We start from the raw sequence: 16,534 nt of genomic DNA, 5'->3' as shown, positions 1-16,534 counted from the left end.
TACCTGACCTGGTTTAAAGGTATGCGGGCACGAGGCAGTGCTTGTGCTCGATGTGATATTCGAATTCCTCGCGGAAGTTCTTGATCATCGCTTCGACCGGCATTGCCGCGGCATCGCCCAGGGCGCAGATGGTGCGGCCCTTGATGTTGAAGGCGATGTTGTTCAGCAAGTCCATGTCTTCCGGACGGCCCTGGCCGTTTTCGATACGGTGCACCATGCGGTACATCCAGCCGGTGCCTTCACGGCACGGCGTGCACTGGCCGCAGGATTCTTCGTAGTAGAAGTAGGACAGGCGCAGCAGCGACTTGACCATGCAGCGGGTCTCGTCCATGACGATCACGGCGCCCGAACCGAGCATCGAACCGGCCTTGGCGATCGAGTCGTAGTCCAGGTCGGTGTCCATCATGACTTCGCCGCGGATCACCGGTGCCGACGAACCGCCCGGGATGACCGCCTTGATCTTCTTGCCGCCGCGCATACCGCCGGCCAGCTCCATCAGCTTGGCGAACGGGGTGCCCAGCGGGACTTCGTAGTTGCCCGGACGCTCGACGTCGCCGGAGATCGAGAAGATCTTGGTGCCGCCGTTGTTCGGCTTGCCCAGCGCCATGTACTCGGCGGCGCCCAGGTTCAGGATGAACGGGACGGCTGCGAAGGTCTCGGTGTTGTTGATCGTCGTCGGCTTGCCGTACAGGCCGAACGAGGCCGGGAACGGCGGCTTGAAGCGCGGCTGGCCCTTCTTGCCTTCCAGCGATTCCAGCAGCGCGGTCTCTTCGCCGCAGATGTAGGCGCCGTAACCGTGGTGCGCGTGCAGCTGGAACGAGAACTGCGAACCCATGATGTTATCGCCCAGGAAGCCGGCGGCGCGCGCCTCTTCCAGCGCCTCTTCGAAGCGCAGGTATTCCTGGAAGATCTCGCCGTGGATGTAGTTGTAGCCCACGGTGATGCCCATCGCGTACGCACCGATGGCCATGCCTTCGATCAGCGCGTGCGGGTTGTAGCGGATGATGTCGCGGTCCTTGAACGTGCCCGGCTCGCCTTCGTCGGTGTTGCAGACGAGGTATTTCTGGCCCGGGAACTGGCGCGGCATGAAGCTCCACTTCAGGCCGGTCGGGAAACCCGCGCCGCCGCGGCCACGCAGGCCGGAGGTCTTCAGGTCGGCAATGATCTGTTCGGGCGTGATGCCCTCTTCCAGGATCTTGCGCAGGGCCGAGTAGCCGCCACGTTTGACGTAGTCGGCCAGGTGCCAGTTGTCGCCGTTCAGATCCTTCAGGATCAGCGGATTGATGTGGCGGTCGTGCAGGCTGGTCATTTGTTCAGTTCCTCCAGCAGGGCGTCGATTTTTTCGTCGCTCATGAACGAGCACATGCGGTGGTTATTCACCAGCATGACGGGTGCGTCGCCGCAGGCGCCCATGCACTCGCCTTCCAGCAGCGTGAACTTGCCGTCTTCGGTGGTGCCGCGGTAGTCGATGCCCAGCGCGTCCTTGATGCGCTGGCCGGCACGTTCGCCGCCCGACAGTGCGCACGGCAGGTTGGTGCAGACGGTGATCTTGTTCTTGCCGACCGGCTTCAGGTTGTACATGTTGTAGAAGGTGGCCACTTCCTGCACGGCGATGGCAGGCATGCCGATGTAGTCGGCCACTTCCTGCATCGTTTCCGGCGACAGCCATCCCTTTTCGACTTGGGCGTGGGCCAGCGCGGCCATCACGGCCGACTGGCGCTGGTCAGCCGGATACTTGGCCAGCTCGCGGTCGATTTTTTGTAAGCACTGCTCAGATAACATTTCTTCTCTTCCTTATCGGTCGATCGAACCGAAAACGATGTCCTGCGTACCGATGATCGTCACGGCGTCGGCGATCATGTGGCCGCGCGCCATTTCGTCCAGGCTCTGCAGGTGCACGTAGTCCGGGGTACGGATCTTCAGGCGGTACGGCTTGTTGGCGCCGTCCGACACGATGTAGATGCCGAACTCGCCCTTCGGGTGCTCGATGGCGGCATACGCCTCGCCCTTCGGCACCGGGAAACCCTCGGTGAACAGCTTGAAGTGGTGGATCAGCGATTCCATGTTCGACTTCATGTCGACGCGCGACGGCGGCGCAATCTTGTGGTTGTCGATCATGACCGGGCCCGGGTTCGCACGCAGCCAGGCGACGCACTGCTTGATGATGCGGTTGGCCTGGCGCAGCTCTTCCACGCGGACCAGGTAGCGGTCGTAGGAGTCGCCGTTGGTGCCGACCGGCACGTCGAATTCGACCTGGTCGTAGGCCGCGTACGGCTGGACCTTGCGCAGGTCCCAGGCGATGCCCGAGCCGCGCAGCATCGGGCCCGAGAAGCCCATGCCCTTCGCGTCTTCCGGGGTCACCACGCCGATGCCGACGGTACGCTGTTTCCAGATACGGTTGTCGGTCAGCAGGGTCTCGTACTCGTCGACATAACCGTCGAAGCGCTTGGTGAAACCGTCGATGAAGTCCAGCACCGAACCCTGGCGGATTTCATTCAGCTCGTCCACTGCGCGCTGGCTGCGCACCAGCGACGGCTTGTGCTGCGGCATCTGGTCCGGCAGGTCGCGGTACACGCCGCCCGGGCGGTAGTAGGCCGCGTGCATGCGCGCACCCGACACCGCTTCATAGACGTCGAACAGGTCTTCGCGGTCGCGGAAGGCGTACAGGAAGGGGCCCATGGCGCCAATGTCCAGCGCGTGCGCGCCCAGCCACATCAGGTGGTTCAGGATGCGGGTGATCTCGTCGAACATCGTGCGGATGTACTTGGCGCGCATCGGCACTTCGATGCCCAGCATCTTCTCGATCGCCAGCACGTAGCCGTGCTCGTTGCACATCATCGACACGTAGTCGAGACGGTCCATGTACGGCACCGACTGCAGATAGGTGCGGGTTTCCGCCAGCTTTTCGGTGCCGCGGTGCAGCAGGCCGATGTGCGGGTCGGCGCGCTGGATGACTTCACCGTCCAGCTCCAGCACGAGACGCAGCACGCCGTGCGCTGCCGGGTGCTGCGGACCAAAGTTCAGGGTGTAATTCTTAAGCTCAGCCATTATTTCATCCCGTAGGTTTCTTCGCGGATCACGCGCGGAATGTTTTCACGCGGCTCGATCGTCACGGGTTGGTAGATCACGCGCTTCTGCTCGGGGTCGTAGCGCATTTCGACGTAACCCGAGATCGGGAAGTCCTTGCGGAACGGGTGGCCGATGAAGCCATAGTCGGTCAGGATGCGGCGCAGGTCGCCGTGACCTTCGAACAGGATGCCGAACAGGTCGAACGCTTCGCGCTCGAACCAGTTGGCGTTGCGCCAGATGCCGGTGATCGACGGCACCAGCGGCATTTCGTCGTCCGGGCAGAACACGCGGACGCGCACACGCCAGTTGTGCTCGATCGACAGCAGGTGGGTCACCACCGCGAAGCGCAGGCCATCCCACTCGCCTTCGCCGTAGTTCAGGTAGTCGACGCCGCACAGGTCGATCATTTCTTCGAACGCGAGCGTCTTGTCGTCGCGCAGGGTCTGCATCGCAGCAAGATAGTCGGCGGCCTTGACTACCACGGTTACTTCGCCGAGCGCCGACGAAATGGCGGCGCGCTCGCCGAGCGCATTCTTCAGGGCGAGCTCAAGGACTTCGAGTTTTGTCGTCATGGTGTTAGCTGCTTGGTTTTATCGCGCGATGGTGTTGGTGCGCTTGATCTTGTTCTGGAGCTGGATGATGCCGTACAGCAGTGCTTCCGCGGTCGGCGGGCAACCCGGGACGTAGACGTCGACCGGCACGATGCGGTCGCAGCCGCGCACGACCGAGTAAGAGTAGTGGTAGTAGCCGCCGCCGTTGGCGCAGGAACCCATCGAGATGACCCAGCGCGGCTCGGCCATCTGGTCGTAGACCTTGCGCAGTGCCGGCGCCATCTTGTTGCACAGGGTGCCGGCGACGATCATCACGTCGGACTGGCGCGGGGACGGACGGAACACGACGCCGAAGCGGTCCAGGTCGTAGCGGGCGGCGCCCGCGTGCATCATCTCGACCGCGCAGCAAGCCAGGCCGAACGTCATCGGCCACATCGAACCGGTACGGGCCCAGTTGATCAGCTTATCGGCTGTGGTGGTAACAAAACCTTCGTTTAAAACGCCTTCAATAGCCATGGCTTATTCCCAATCAAGGGCACCTTTCTTCCAGATGTACCAGAAACCGACGACGAATTCGGCGATGAAGACCATCATCGTGACGAACGCAGGCCAGCCCAGGTCGCGCATCGAGACGCCCCATGGGAAGAAGAATGCCGTTTCCAGATCAAACAAAATAAACAGGATCGCGACCAGGTAGTACCGGACGTCGAATTTCATGCGCGCATCTTCGAAAGCTTCGAAACCGCATTCGTACGGCGACAGCTTGGCAGCGTCGGGACGGTGCGGCGCAATGATGCGGCCAAGGACTTGCGGAGCGACGCCAACGCCGATACCGACAAGGAGGAACAGAAGGACGGGGAAGTAATTCTCGAGGTTCACAGCAGAGAAGCCTTATTGAACGATCGGTTGATAAAACACTGCATGGCTGCAGCACCGCATCGGACAATCCTGGCTTTGGGCCTACGACCAGGATCGCACGATCAAACATCCCGGAAGATTTACAACCGGAATCTTTGAAGATCCTCGTAAAAAAGCCAGCTAAGGCAAGGAGCGAACCCCTGCGCCCTAGCTGGCTTCTGCATCTTGGTGCCGACGGCGAGACTCGAACTCGCACAGCTTGCGCCACTACCCCCTCAAGATAGCGTGTCTACCAATTTCACCACGTCGGCTGGAGACCAGTATTCTACCCTGCCTTAGCACTATTTTTCAATGCTCAAATTGCGCTAACACAAGGAAATACTGTTTTTTTCTCTACTTACTTTTCGCTGTATTCACAGCCTGGCGGGTCGAGAAGCCGCCAGGGCTTGCTGGCGGAGAGAACCCACCGATACTACACCACCCCGTGCAAGCCTGCACGGAGGGGTCCGCTTTTGCCGTGCGGATCGGAACTTCGAATTACTTGGCCGGTGCCGGGGCGCCAGTCGATCCCGCGCCCGCCTGGCCAGCCGGTGCCGTCGGCACATCCTGCGTGGCAGCCGGTACCGCGGGTGCGGCAGCCGGTGCCGGCGCAGTGTTCGGAACGGCATTGCCCGCATTGTTCGCCGGGGCAGTGGCCGGAGCGCGCTCCATCACGCCACCGCTCACGCTCGCCGCCGGACGGCTGGTACCGAAGTAGGCCAGCGCCAGGGTGGCGGAGAAGAAGATCGCTGCGGCGATCGCGGTGGACTTCGACAGGAAGTTCGAAGAACCGCTGGCGCCGAACAGGCTGCCGGAGGCACCGGAACCGAAGGCGGCGCCCATGTCGGCGCCCTTACCGTGCTGGACAAGCACCAGGCCGATGATGGCCAGTGCGGACACGACCTGCAGAACAACGATCAGATTGAACAACACGTTCATTATTATTCCATTCCAAGGTTAACTACTACGTTGCAAATTCGTTTCTGCTGCAATGCTCAGCGGCATGGATGATAGCCAGAAAATCCTGGGCCTTCAACGCCGCCCCACCGATCAACCCGCCATCGATATCGGGCCGGGCCAGCAGTTCGCGCGCATTGTCCGGCTTCATGCTGCCGCCGTACAGGATGGCGACGCTATCCGCCGCCTCGCCGGCCCGCGCCTGCAGTTGCGCACGCAGGCGGGCATGGACTTCCTGCGCCATCTCCGGCGTTGCCGTCTTGCCGGTGCCGATCGCCCATACCGGTTCGTAGGCGACCACGATCTTTTCCACGGCGGCGGGCGGCAGCTGCGCCAGCACCGCGCCGAGCTGGGCGCCGACCACGTCGAAGGTCTGCCCCGCTTCGCGCTGCTCCAGCGTTTCGCCGACGCAGACGATCGGGGTCAGCCCCTCCTTCATTGCCGCCAGCGCCTTTTTGGCCACCAGCTCGCTGCTCTCGCCATGGTAGGCGCGGCGCTCCGAGTGGCCGACGATCACATAGCGGCAGGCGAAGTCGCACAGCATCTTCGCGCACACTTCGCCGGTATAGGCACCGCCTTCATACGCGGACACGTCCTGCGCGCCCCAGGCGATGGTGCTGCCCTTCAGGGTATCTTCGCATTGCTGCAGATACGGCGCCGGTACGCACACGGCAATCGCCGACTGCACGCCGTCGATGCCTGCCGCAATGCCCTCGAGCAGTGCGGCGTTGGCCGCGCGGCTGCCGTTCATCTTCCAGTTGCCTACGATGAGCTTGGACCGCATCAGAACCTCACCGTCAAATAACCCGCTATTTTAGCGGTCGTTGCTGGGACGGTCAAACGAACCTTGACCAAGTGCATGTTTTTCATGGTTGCTTCCAAAGTTGTGGGGATTCGTTGTCTCAACCGGCGACGTTGAGCATGATCTTGCCGACATGGGCGCTGCTCTCCATCAGCGTATGCGCCTCGGCAGCCTGATCCAGCGGGAACACGCGGTGGATCACCGGCCTGATTTTGCCGGCCTCGATCAGCGGCCAGACGCGTTCGCGCAATTCGCGCGCAATCTGCGCCTTGAAGGCGACCGGGCGCGGGCGCAGGGTCGAGCCGGTGATCGTCAGGCGGCGGCGCAGGATCTGGCCGAGGTCGACTTCGGTACGGGCGCCGCCAAGCAGTGCGATCAGGGCGATGCGGCCGTCGTCGGCCAGGCAGGCGATCTCGCGCCCGATGTAGTCGCCGCCGACCATGTCGAGGATGACGTCGACGCCCTTCCCGCCCGTCAGCTCCTTGACGATGGCCGCAAAATCTTCGGTCCGGTAATTGATCGCGCGTTCGGCGCCGAGCTGTTCGCAGGCGCGGCACTTATCGTCGCTGCCGGCGGTCGCGAATACACGGTGTCCCATTGCGGCAGCCAGCTGAATTGCGGTGGTGCCGATGCCCGAGCTGCCGCCCTGCACCAACAAGGTCTCGTCCGGCTGCAGGGCGGCCCGCTGGAACACGTTGCTCCAGACGGTAAAGAAGGTTTCGGGCAAGGCGGCGGCCTCTATCGGACTCAAGCCCTTCGGGACCGGCAGGCACTGCGCGATCGGGGCGGCGCAGTATTCGGCATAGCCACCGCCTTGCACCAGTGCGCACACCAGGTCGCCCTTGCCAAAGCCGCTGCCGGCCAAGTCGCCGTCGACGATCTCGCCGGCCACTTCGAGGCCCGGCAGGTCGGAGGCGCCCGGCGGCACCGGATACTGGCCGAGACGCTGGAACACGTCCGGGCGGTTGACGCCGGCGGCCAGCACGCGGATCAGGACTTCGCCGGCCTTGAGGACGGGCAGCGGGCGTTCGCAGGATTGCAGGACTTCCGGCTTGCCGGGCTGGGTAATTTCGATGGCGCGCATGTGAATGTTGGGCCAGAAAGGCCTGTTAAATAAGTAGCAATTGTACGCCACCGGCAACCCGTCACCAAGCGTACGCCGGCGCGAAGATTGCTGATAACGCTACCATTGCGCAACTTAATGCTGAGTTGCACCGAAAATGCGATGCGGGTTAGCGCCAGCTCAACAAAAGCCTTCGGGCGCCTTGCTGCCACGGTCGAGACTGCTAGATTGGCTCAGCGGGCTCATGCATAGTGCATTGCCCATCACCAAGGAGCGAAACATGAAGTTGAGCTTACCTTCCCTGTTGTCCGGCCTGGCGCTGGCAACAAGCCTGGCCTTCGCGCCGTTTGGCGCCCAGGCCCAGAACTGGACCACCGAACGCTGGGTCGGCACCTGGGGTGCCGGCCCCGGCGGTCCGCCGCTGGCGGCGAACACCCAGACCTTCACCGACCAGACCGTGCGTCTGATCGTGCACTCCAGTATCGGCGGCAATCGGGTCCGGATTCGTTTATCCAACGAGATGGGCAGCACCCCGCTGCGCATTGGCGCGGCCCATATCGCTTTGCGTGCGGGTGGAGCTGCGAATGGAGCAGATACGCAGGCCGGGACCGATCGCGCGCTGACCTTCAGCGGCAATACCTCGATCACGATCCCGCCCGGCGCGCCGGTGCTGTCCGATCCAGTCAACCTGAACGTGCCGGCGCTGTCTGATCTAGCAATCAGCCTGTACCTGCCGGGCACCGTCGGCGCCACCACCATCCATGGCACCGCGAGCCAGACCAACTACGTCTCGCTGCCGGGCGACTTCACCGGCGCGGCTTCGCTGCCGACCCAGCGCACGATCCTGTCCTGGCCCTTCCTCACTGAAGTCGACGTTGAGGGCGGCCAGGCAAGTGGCGGCGCCGCCATCGTGACCCTGGGCGATTCGATCACCGACGGCACCCGCAGCACGCCGGACACCAACAACCGCTGGCCCGACTGGCTGGCGCGGCGCCTGCAGACCGTGCGCGATCCGATCCAGGGCATCAACGTCCGCCTGGGCGTGGTCAACCGCGGCATCAGCGGCAACCGCCTGCTATCGAATCCGCCGGAAGGCTCGCTGGCCGGCCGCAACATCCAGGAACGCTTCGACCGCGATGTGCTGGCCACGGCAGGCGTGCGCTACATGACCCTGATGATCGGCATTAACGATATCGGCAACAGCCCGAACGCAACGCCGATCTCGGCCGACGAGCTGATCGCCGGCTACCGTCAGGTGATTGCGCGTGCGCATGCGAAAGGCATCGCCGTGTATGGGGCGACGCTCACGCCGTTCGAGGGTGCGGGTTATTACTCGCCGGAGAAGGAAGTGGTGCGCCAGGCCGTCAATAACTGGATTCGTTCCAGCGACGAGTTCGATGCCGTGATCGATTTCGACCGCGTCACGCGCGACCCGTCCCATCCGACCCGTTTCCTGCCAGCCTACGACAGCGGCGACCATCTGCACCCAAACGACCTGGGCTATCAGGCGATGGGCAATGCGGTGCCGCTGGAGCTGTTCCGCTCGCTGGGCGGGACTTATCTGCAGGGGCCGGTGCCGGCGACCAGGCAGTAACGAACGTCGTCCCGCGAAAAACGTCGTCCCCGCGCAGGCGGGGACCCAAGTTTGCAAGCGCTTCGACAGCGCAAGCAGAGATTGGGTCCCCGCCTTCGCGGGGACGACGATTCCGGCAATGCCGGGATCGTCGAAACTAGCGACTAACTGATTACTTCTTGTCGTTCTTGTGGCTCTGCGAGCCAGCCTTCGCATGCTGCTCCGAGGAGCCGCCGCGCTGGCCACTGCCTTGGCCGCCACCCTGGCCGCCGCCGCTCTGCTGGCTGCCGCCGCCCTGGCTCTGCTGGTTACCATCGTTCTTGTGGCTCATCGAGCCCGCGCGGCGCGCCTCTTCCGAATTGAACTCGTGGGCATTGCCCGATGCGTGAGCGGCCTTGCCGCCTTCGGATGCAATTTCGCGCTGCTTTTGCGGGTCCATCGAGGCGAAACCGCGGTTGCTGGTGTCGCCGCTCTGGTTATTTCCCTTGTTGCCGCCGCCTTGGTTATTCGATGCCATGATTGCCTCCAATAATAGTTGGGTTATGCTCCAGTTCGCTGAAAAGCGCGCTGAGACAGGACCATGTTAGTCACCATTGCCGTGTCCGCCCACCTATAAACTGCCATGACTTTGTAGGACTATGCCTTCATGGGACGTCGGTTTGGTCTTTGCATCGAAAAACAACTCAAGAGTTCGTGCCCGTTTTTGACTGGGTCGGCAGCGCGGTGCCGGGCTTCCAGTTGCGCGACAGCGACTGCGCCTCCTCGATCTGTTCCTGGGTCATCTGGCGCGCGATGATGGCGCGCTGCTCGGTCGCGCTGCGGTGGCCGTTGGCGGCCGCCAGGTTCCACAGCATGTAGGCGATTACCATGTCCTGGGGCATGCCGGCGACGTGGTAGCGGTACATCAGCCCGAGCGCGTGCTGGGCATCCGGGTGGCCTTGCTCGGCAGCCTTGCGAAACCAGGTCACGGCCAGCTTCTGGTCGAGCGGCACGGCGTTGCCGGTGTAGTACATCGCCCCGATCACGTACTGGGCGTCGGCCTTGCCCTGCAGCGCCGCCTTGTAATGCCAGGCAAAGGCTTGTTTGTAGTCGCGCTGCACGCCGCGGCCCATGTAGTACATCAGGCCCAGCAAATGCTGCGCATCGGCGTTGCCGGCCTTAGCCAGCGGCGTGACCTCCTTCAGCGCCAGCGCATAGTTGCGGGCGTTGTAGGCATTGGCGCCTTCCGTGAAGCCGGCCATCGCAGTGCTGTGCAGCCCCAGGGCCAGCAGGATGGCAACGATGTGTTTTCTCATTGTCTCGTTCGGAACAGGTCTTTTTATTGTTCTTGTGTTTGATGGTCGGCTTACTTCCAGCTCACCTTACCCAGCCCGTCGACCGCCACCCTGCGGTTCTGGGGCTTGCCGAACACCGTTACCGAGCCCATGCCGGACAGGTTCAGGTTGGCGTTCTGGTGCGCCGTCACGCTGGCGTTGCCCAGGCCCGAGAGGTCGACGTTGACGCTGTCGGCGACGAACTCCTTCGCGTCCAGGCTGCCCAGTCCGCCGAGATCGGCCTTCAGCCACTTGGCGCGTCCGCTCAGGTTCACGATGCCGGCCCCGCGAAGGTTCAGGTCGACGCCCTCGCCGTTCAGGCTCTGCAGGTGCATGCTGCCGATGCCGCCCAGGCTGGCCGATACCAGCCTGTAATTACATGATATCCGCATCGATCCGGCGCCATCCAAACTCAGTTCCAGTTCGTCGCCCGAGAAGCCGGACACGTCCGTCGAGCCCAGGCTCTCGGAACTCACTTCGCGTAGCGCCGGCAGGGTCAGCTCGGCATGCAGCGAGCCCAGGCGCACGCGACCCTGGAGTTCGGTATCGATGTTCAGCGTATCGCCGCTCTGCACGGTGACGGTCCTGGCCAGCCAGCGTGGATCCCCGCTCAGGGTTAGGGTAGCGGCGCTGCCCTGGCGGATCCGCAGATCGACCGCGCCGTCGAGCTTGACGCGCACCACGCGCGCATCGATGGGGCGCGTCTCGGTGGCGACCTCGGGCGCTGCCTGGGCCAGGCCGAAACCAGCCCAGAAAACCGTGGCCGCCAGGCCGAGCTTGAAAACATTGTTCATCCAATTCTCCGAAATCCGTGTTCTTGTCATGCAAGCGTACCTTGCTCTATGGAATTGTGCCACCTCGACAATTTCCAGGTTGGCATGACACATCCTCAGGGTAGCGATGGAGCTCGTCCATGCCCAGGAATTTGCGACGAACTGCAGAAAGCGCACCCCGAGCGTCAAAAGAGGACGACGGCATGCAGACGGCGGCGCGGCTGAACCGGCCATTATCCGGCACGGTCAGCCGGAAAACTGTACGCGTTTGTCATCAGATTTTCAGCACACCGCAAGTTATTGAACAAAAAAGTTACGTAAATGCATGACATTGAGCTAATATAAAATGCTGCCTGGATATGATCCGGGCACAAAGAGGCAGTTTCGAGTTCAGTCCAAACCAGAGGTTATCAATGCGCAAGCGCCTATTACCCGCCCTGCTGGCCGGTGCCACGCTGTCGCTGTCCGCCCATGCCGCGAACAACGACCAGTGGACCCTGCCGGTCAACATCAAGAAGCTCGACAACGGCCTGACAGTCGTCGTCTCCGAAGACCACAGCTCGCCTACGGTCGGCGTCTCGGTCGTCTACCACGTCGGCATGCGGCTCGAGCCGCGCAACCGCACCGGCTTCGCCCACCTGTTCGAACACCTGATGTTCCAGGGCACCCCGGGCGCGCCGAAGGGCGCGTTCGACCGCATCATCACCGGCGGCGGCGGCCAGAAAAACGGTTCGACCCGACCCGACTTCACCAACTACATCGAGACCGCACCGTCGTCGGCGCTCGAGCCGATCCTGTGGCTCGAAGCGGACCGCATGAAGACCCTCGACTTCAACCCGGCCACGCTAAAGAACCAGCAGGACGTGGTGAAGGAAGAGATCCGCGCGAACGTGAAGAACCGTCCGTACGGCGGCTTCAGCTGGCTCGACATCGGCCAACTGGCGTTCCAGAAGTGGGAGAATAACCACGACGGCTACGGCAGCTTCGAGGATCTGGAAGGCGCCAGCCTCGACGACGTGCGCGCCTTCCATCGCGACTACTACGGCCCGAACAACGCAGTGGTCTCGATCGCCGGCGACGTCACCCCGGCCCAGGCCTTCGCACTGGTGCAGAAGTACTTCGGCGGCATCGCCACGCGTCCAACCCCGGCCGCGGGCGATTTCTCGGAAGGCCTGAACACGCAGGAGAAGCGGATCCAGCAGAGCGACCCACTGATCCAGGTGCCGGCCGTGGCCGTCGGCTGGAAAGTGCCCGCGCGCGGCCACCGCGACCAGGCTCCGATGGCCGTGCTCGCCGAACTGCTGGCTGGCGGCGACGCCTCGATGTTCTACCAGGGCATGGTCAAGGGCCGCGAAATCGCCCTGCGCATTTCGAGCGGCTTCGGCCTGGTCGGACCGTTCGAATACGACGGCCCGACCCTGTTTACCGTCACCAGCCTGTACAAGCCGAACAGCAGCGCCGACGCGATGCTGGCCGCGATGGACGAGGAAATCGGGAAGGTCGCGAAAAACGGTGTCGATCCGGCCGTCCTCAAGCGCGTGAAGACGCGCATGCAGGCCGACTGGAACAACGGCCTGGAAAACATCCTTGGCCGCGCTGACACCCTGGGCAAGATGCAGACTCTGTGGGGCGACGCCAGGATCGTCAACAAGGTGCCGGGCTGGATCGACGCCGTGACCCCGGCCGACGTCCAGCGCGTCGCTGCGACCTACCTGGTGCCGGCCAACCGCACCGTGATCGACCGTCAACCCGCTCCGCGCGCGCCCGCCGCGCCGGCAGCACCCGCCGCCGCAGCACCGGCCGCCCCAACGAAATAAGGAACGCATCGATGAAAAAACTGATGCTCATCGCCGCCGTCGCAGCGGCCTTCGCCGCCCCGGCCTTTGCCGCCGAGCCAGCCACGCCGGCAGGCATGCCGGCCTATGGCAAGGACAAGCCCCTGCCTTCCCCACAGATCACCAGGAAAACCCTGGCCAACGGCCTGCAGATCTGGGTCGTGCCACGCAATGGTCCGCCGCGCGTCGACATGGTGCTGGCCGTGCGCGGCGCCGGCCTGGGCGCCGACGACGCCACCCATCCCGGCTTCGCCAGCATGCTGGCCGGCCTCCTCAATGAAGGCAGCGCCAAGCGCGATTCGCGCGCGATCGCCGAAGCGGCCCAGGGCCTGGGCGGCTCGGTCGGCGCCGGCGCCACGTCGGACGGCGTCTACATCATCGCCAACTCGCTGGCCTCGCAGGCTTCGCCAATGATGCAACTGCTGGCCGAAGTCGCGCGCACGCCGTCCTTCCCGTCCAGAGAAGTGGCACTGGCCAAGGCCAACGCGCTGCAGTCCCTGCGCATGGCGGAGACCCAGCCGGGCTACCGCGCCGAGCGCGCGCTGAATGCCGCGCTGTACGGCAGCCACCCCTACGGCCACACGACCCCGACGGCCGAGGCAATCGGTTCAGTGACGGAAGCGCTGCTGCGCAGCGAACATGCCAAGCGCTTCCGGCCGGACCACGCGCTGCTGGTGATCGCCGGCCGCATCAAGGACGCCGACGCCCTCAAGCTGGCCGAGCAGGCCTTCGGCGACTGGAAGGCCAACGGCCCTGCGCCCGCCGAACTGGCGAAGGTCGAGCCGCCGCCCAAGCCGGCGCACCTGCTGCTGGAGCGTGCCAACAGCGTGCAATCGGCCATCCGCGTGGGCGGCCCGGCCTTGCCCGCGACCGGCCCCGACCAGGTCCCGCTGCGCCTTGCCAGCACCATCCTCGGCGGCGGATCCTCGGGCCGCCTGTTCCTCAAGCTGCGCGAGGAAAAGGGCTACACCTACGGCGCGTATGCGGGCGCGCGCCTGATGCGCGAAGGTGGCTCGGTGGTCGGTTTCGCCGACGTGCGCAACGAAGTGACCGGGGCGGCGCTGAACGACCATCTGGCCGAGTACAAGCGCATGGGTACGGAACTGGTCGGCGCGCAGGAGCTGGACATGAACAAGCGTTACATCGCCGGTTCCTACCTGCTGGCCAACCAGATGCAAAGTGCGGTGGCTCTGACGCTGGTGAGCAACTGGCTGGTCGGCCTGCCGCCCGAGTACCTGAGTCAGTACGTGCCGCTAATGCAGAAGGTGACGCCGGAGCAGATCCGCGATGTGTCGAAGAAGTACTTTGCGCCCGAGAACCAGTCGATCGTCGTGGTCGGCGACAGCAAGTCCGTCGGCGAGCAGCTGAAGGCCTTCGGCGAGTTCACCGTCACGGATAAGTAATCCGCCTCAGACAGGCGTGCAAAAGCCTCCCGGGTGCGAGCCCGTGAGGCTTTTTTCATGTCTGGATTATTTTTTGGCCGACTGCTTGTTGCCGCCGCTGGAAGACTGCTTGGTCTCCCCATGCTCGGCACGCTGCTTGTTGACGATGCGCGAGGCGACTTCCTCCTCGCGGCCCGGATAGCGGTGTTCCTTCTTGAACTCGGTCTCGAGCTTCTTGTACTCGCGCTCGCGTTTGGGGCTGGCTCCCTTGGGCATGGCATCCTCCTTCTGGTGAGTAGATGCCGCCAGATTAGGACGGTTCGACGCGATTTTCGGTGCGCTGACACACGCACGCGCGTGGGCTCGGGGAGCCCACCCTACCCGTCGACGTAGGGTGGGCACCCCGTGCCCACGCATCGAACACTCAGCCCTGCAACGCCTTTTCCAGGTCATCCAGCTCCGCCGGCTTGACCAGGTGGGCATCGAATCCCGCCTCATGCGCCTTGCGCCGGTCTTCCGGCGAGCCGTAGCCGGTATGCGCCACCAGCCGGGTCGATTTCAGCACCGGGTGCTGCTTGAGCATGCGCGCCACCTCGTAGCCGTCGACGTTCGGCAAGCCGATGTCGAGCACGATCACGTCCGGGCGCTGGGCCAGCGCCAGCTCCACGATGCCGGTGGCATCCGCCGTGGTGTGGGCTTCGTAGCCCATCTCGGCCAGCAGGAAGGCCATCATCTCCATGGCGTCGACGTTGTCGTCGACCAGCAGCACGCGGCGGCCGCCCTGCCCGGTCTGGCCGGCATCGTCGCCGCCGGCGTCGGGTGCAGGCTGCTGCGGCGTCGAGGTGCGCAGCACCGGCAGTTCGACCGTGAAGGTGCTGCCCATGCCGATGCCGGGGCTCGTCGCGGACAGGTGCCCGCCATGCATTTCGAGCAGGCGCGACACCAGCGACAGGCCGATGCCGAGGCCTTCCGGCGCACGGTCGGGCGGCACCGCCGCCTGCGCGAACATGCCGAAGATGCGCGGCAGGCTGTCCTCGGCGATGCCGATGCCGTTGTCCTGCACCGCGATGCGGACCAGGTCGCCGTCCAGCTGCACCGACACCTTGATGTGGCCGCCCTTGGGCGTGAACTTGGCGGCATTGTGCAGCAGGTTGCCCATCGACTGGGCCAGGCGCACCGGGTCGCCCGAGACCCAGATCTGCTGCTCCGGCTGGATCACTTCCAGGCGATGCTCGCGGGCCGCGATCAGCGGGCCGGCGGTCTCGATCGCCTGCGCGATCACGCCGTTCATGTCGACTTCTTCCTTGCGCAGCGCGATCTTGCCTTCCGAGATGCGCGCCACGTCCAGCAGGTCGTCCACCAGGTGCGCCAGGTGGTCGACCTGGCGCGTGATCACCTCGCGCGCGCGCGCCTGGCGCTCGGCCGCGCCGGTGCCGGTCGCGCCCAGCAGCGCGGCGGCGTTGCGGATCGGCGAGAGCGGATTGCGCAGCTCGTGCGCCAGCGTCGCCAGGAATTCGTTCTTGTTGCTGTCGGCCGCGCGCAGCAGGCTTTCCATTTCCTTGCGCCGGGTGATGTCGCTGGTGACGCGCGCCACGCGGTAGACCTCGTCGCGGCCGTCGCGCACCGGGAACAGGCGGTCGCGCACCCAGCGCGACGCGCCGTCGGCGACGATGCGGAATTCGGCCTCGTAGTGCGGATGTTCGCGCAGGCCGTTCCACAGCCCGCTCACATAGGCGCGGTCGTCCGGATGCACGGCGTCCAGCCAGCTGTCCGGCTCGCGCTCGAGCGAGTCGACGCTGCGGTCCCAGATCTTGGCATAGGCCGGGCTGACGTATTCGAGCGCGCGCGCCGGCACCGAGAACATCCAGAACACGTCCTCGACGTTGTCGGTCAGCTGGCGAAATCGCTCCTCGCTGTCGCGCAGCGCGCTCTGGGTCTGGCGCATGCGCAGCAGCGCGTTGACGTTGGCGATCAGTTCGTCGGCCTCGATCGGCGCCGCCAGGTAGTTGTCGGCGCCGCCCTCCAGGCCGCGGATCTTGTCGGCGCGGCCGGTCAGCGCGGCCGAGGTCTGCAGCACCAGCACCATGGCGCTGTCGGGATCGGACTTGATGCGGCGGCAGACTTCGATGCCGTTGATGTCCGGGAGCTTCACGTCCAGCAGCACCAGCGCGATGTTGTGGCGCTTGACGGCCGCCAGCGCGTCGGTGCCGTTGGTCGCTTCCTCGACCTCAAAGCCGGCGCTCTTCAGGATCCGGGTCTTGGCGTAGCGGGCGCCGTCGTTGTCGTCGACGTTCAAGATCAGGGTGGGGTTGGTCATCG

The 16,534-nt window shown here is 64.3% G+C and carries 17 protein-coding genes and 1 tRNA gene; 3 read left to right on the top strand and 15 right to left on the bottom strand.

The window, feature by feature from the left end; translation table 11 throughout:
• Positions 1 to 13: 13 nt before the first annotated feature.
• From nuoF to NX782_RS16680, 10 genes are all read right to left on the bottom strand, one after another.
• Complete coding sequence (nuoF, locus tag NX782_RS16725) at positions 14 to 1,309, bottom strand: NADH-quinone oxidoreductase subunit NuoF (protein ID WP_258846608.1); 1,296 nt, start codon at positions 1,307 to 1,309, stop codon at positions 14 to 16.
• Entirely contained in the window at positions 1,306 to 1,782 is a 477-nt protein-coding gene (gene nuoE / locus NX782_RS16720) for an NADH-quinone oxidoreductase subunit NuoE (RefSeq protein ID WP_258846607.1), read from the bottom strand. The genes nuoF and nuoE overlap by 4 nt, the downstream gene beginning before the upstream one ends.
• Before the next feature lie 12 nt (positions 1,783 to 1,794).
• The gene (locus NX782_RS16715; protein WP_258846606.1) at positions 1,795 to 3,048 is read right to left on the bottom strand and encodes an NADH-quinone oxidoreductase subunit D; all 1,254 of its coding nucleotides are present in this window, start codon (positions 3,046 to 3,048) and stop codon (positions 1,795 to 1,797) included.
• The gene (locus NX782_RS16710; protein WP_258846605.1) at positions 3,048 to 3,641 is read right to left on the bottom strand and encodes an NADH-quinone oxidoreductase subunit C; all 594 of its coding nucleotides are present in this window, start codon (positions 3,639 to 3,641) and stop codon (positions 3,048 to 3,050) included. Before NX782_RS16710 ends, NX782_RS16715 begins: the two co-directional genes overlap by 1 nt.
• A gap of 18 nt (positions 3,642 to 3,659) precedes the next feature.
• The gene (locus NX782_RS16705) at positions 3,660 to 4,136 is read right to left on the bottom strand and encodes a NuoB/complex I 20 kDa subunit family protein (RefSeq protein ID WP_135190173.1); all 477 of its coding nucleotides are present in this window, start codon (positions 4,134 to 4,136) and stop codon (positions 3,660 to 3,662) included.
• Between the two features lie 3 nt (positions 4,137 to 4,139).
• Positions 4,140 to 4,499, bottom strand: a complete 360-nt coding sequence (locus tag NX782_RS16700; protein WP_230029838.1) for an NADH-quinone oxidoreductase subunit A — start codon at positions 4,497 to 4,499, stop codon at positions 4,140 to 4,142.
• A gap of 205 nt (positions 4,500 to 4,704) precedes the next feature.
• Positions 4,705 to 4,789: transfer RNA gene (locus tag NX782_RS16695), tRNA-Leu, on the bottom strand.
• Positions 4,790 to 5,015: 226 nt separating this feature from the next.
• The gene (gene secG / locus NX782_RS16690) at positions 5,016 to 5,456 is read right to left on the bottom strand and encodes a preprotein translocase subunit SecG (protein WP_258846604.1); all 441 of its coding nucleotides are present in this window, start codon (positions 5,454 to 5,456) and stop codon (positions 5,016 to 5,018) included.
• A gap of 25 nt (positions 5,457 to 5,481) precedes the next feature.
• The gene (gene tpiA / locus NX782_RS16685) at positions 5,482 to 6,258 is read right to left on the bottom strand and encodes a triose-phosphate isomerase (protein ID WP_258846603.1); all 777 of its coding nucleotides are present in this window, start codon (positions 6,256 to 6,258) and stop codon (positions 5,482 to 5,484) included.
• Between the two features lie 118 nt (positions 6,259 to 6,376).
• A complete protein-coding gene (locus tag NX782_RS16680; RefSeq protein ID WP_258846602.1) occupies positions 6,377 to 7,360 on the bottom strand; it encodes an NAD(P)H-quinone oxidoreductase in 984 nt (327 codons plus the stop codon).
• A gap of 259 nt (positions 7,361 to 7,619) precedes the next feature.
• Between NX782_RS16680 and NX782_RS16675 the strand changes: the two genes are divergently transcribed.
• Positions 7,620 to 8,933: an SGNH/GDSL hydrolase family protein gene (locus tag NX782_RS16675; protein ID WP_258846601.1), complete on the top strand. Its 1,314-nt coding sequence runs from the start codon at positions 7,620 to 7,622 to the stop codon at positions 8,931 to 8,933.
• A gap of 151 nt (positions 8,934 to 9,084) precedes the next feature.
• On the opposite strand, the gene NX782_RS16670 is transcribed toward NX782_RS16675, so the two are convergent.
• From NX782_RS16670 to NX782_RS16660, 3 genes are all read right to left on the bottom strand, one after another.
• Complete coding sequence (locus NX782_RS16670; protein WP_258846600.1) at positions 9,085 to 9,429, bottom strand: KGG domain-containing protein; 345 nt, start codon at positions 9,427 to 9,429, stop codon at positions 9,085 to 9,087.
• A 166-nt stretch (positions 9,430 to 9,595) separates the two neighbouring features.
• Positions 9,596 to 10,207, bottom strand: coding sequence for a tetratricopeptide repeat protein (locus NX782_RS16665; RefSeq protein WP_258846599.1), 612 nt, complete (start codon positions 10,205 to 10,207; stop codon positions 9,596 to 9,598).
• A 50-nt stretch (positions 10,208 to 10,257) separates the two neighbouring features.
• The gene (locus NX782_RS16660; protein WP_258846598.1) at positions 10,258 to 11,019 is read right to left on the bottom strand and encodes a GIN domain-containing protein; all 762 of its coding nucleotides are present in this window, start codon (positions 11,017 to 11,019) and stop codon (positions 10,258 to 10,260) included.
• A 392-nt stretch (positions 11,020 to 11,411) separates the two neighbouring features.
• On the opposite strand from NX782_RS16660, the gene NX782_RS16655 reads away from it, so the two are divergent.
• Together NX782_RS16655 and NX782_RS16650 are read left to right on the top strand one after the other, a co-directional pair.
• Entirely contained in the window at positions 11,412 to 12,815 is a 1,404-nt protein-coding gene (locus tag NX782_RS16655; RefSeq protein WP_258846597.1) for a M16 family metallopeptidase, read from the top strand.
• An 11-nt stretch (positions 12,816 to 12,826) separates the two neighbouring features.
• The gene (locus NX782_RS16650; protein ID WP_258846596.1) at positions 12,827 to 14,236 is read left to right on the top strand and encodes a M16 family metallopeptidase; all 1,410 of its coding nucleotides are present in this window, start codon (positions 12,827 to 12,829) and stop codon (positions 14,234 to 14,236) included.
• A gap of 66 nt (positions 14,237 to 14,302) precedes the next feature.
• Here NX782_RS16650 and NX782_RS16645 read toward each other — a convergent pair whose 3' ends face one another.
• Positions 14,303 to 14,491, bottom strand: coding sequence for a hypothetical protein (locus tag NX782_RS16645; protein WP_258846595.1), 189 nt, complete (start codon positions 14,489 to 14,491; stop codon positions 14,303 to 14,305).
• Between the two features lie 148 nt (positions 14,492 to 14,639).
• Positions 14,640 to 16,532, bottom strand: a complete 1,893-nt coding sequence (locus NX782_RS16640) for an ATP-binding response regulator (RefSeq protein WP_258846594.1) — start codon at positions 16,530 to 16,532, stop codon at positions 14,640 to 14,642.
• Positions 16,533 to 16,534 lie beyond the last annotated feature (2 nt).

Origin of the sequence: Massilia norwichensis, from assembly GCF_024753245.1 — a bacterium.
GTDB lineage: Bacteria > Pseudomonadota > Gammaproteobacteria > Burkholderiales > Burkholderiaceae_D > Telluria > Telluria norwichensis.
This window is presented reverse-complemented; position numbering and strand designations above follow the sequence as displayed.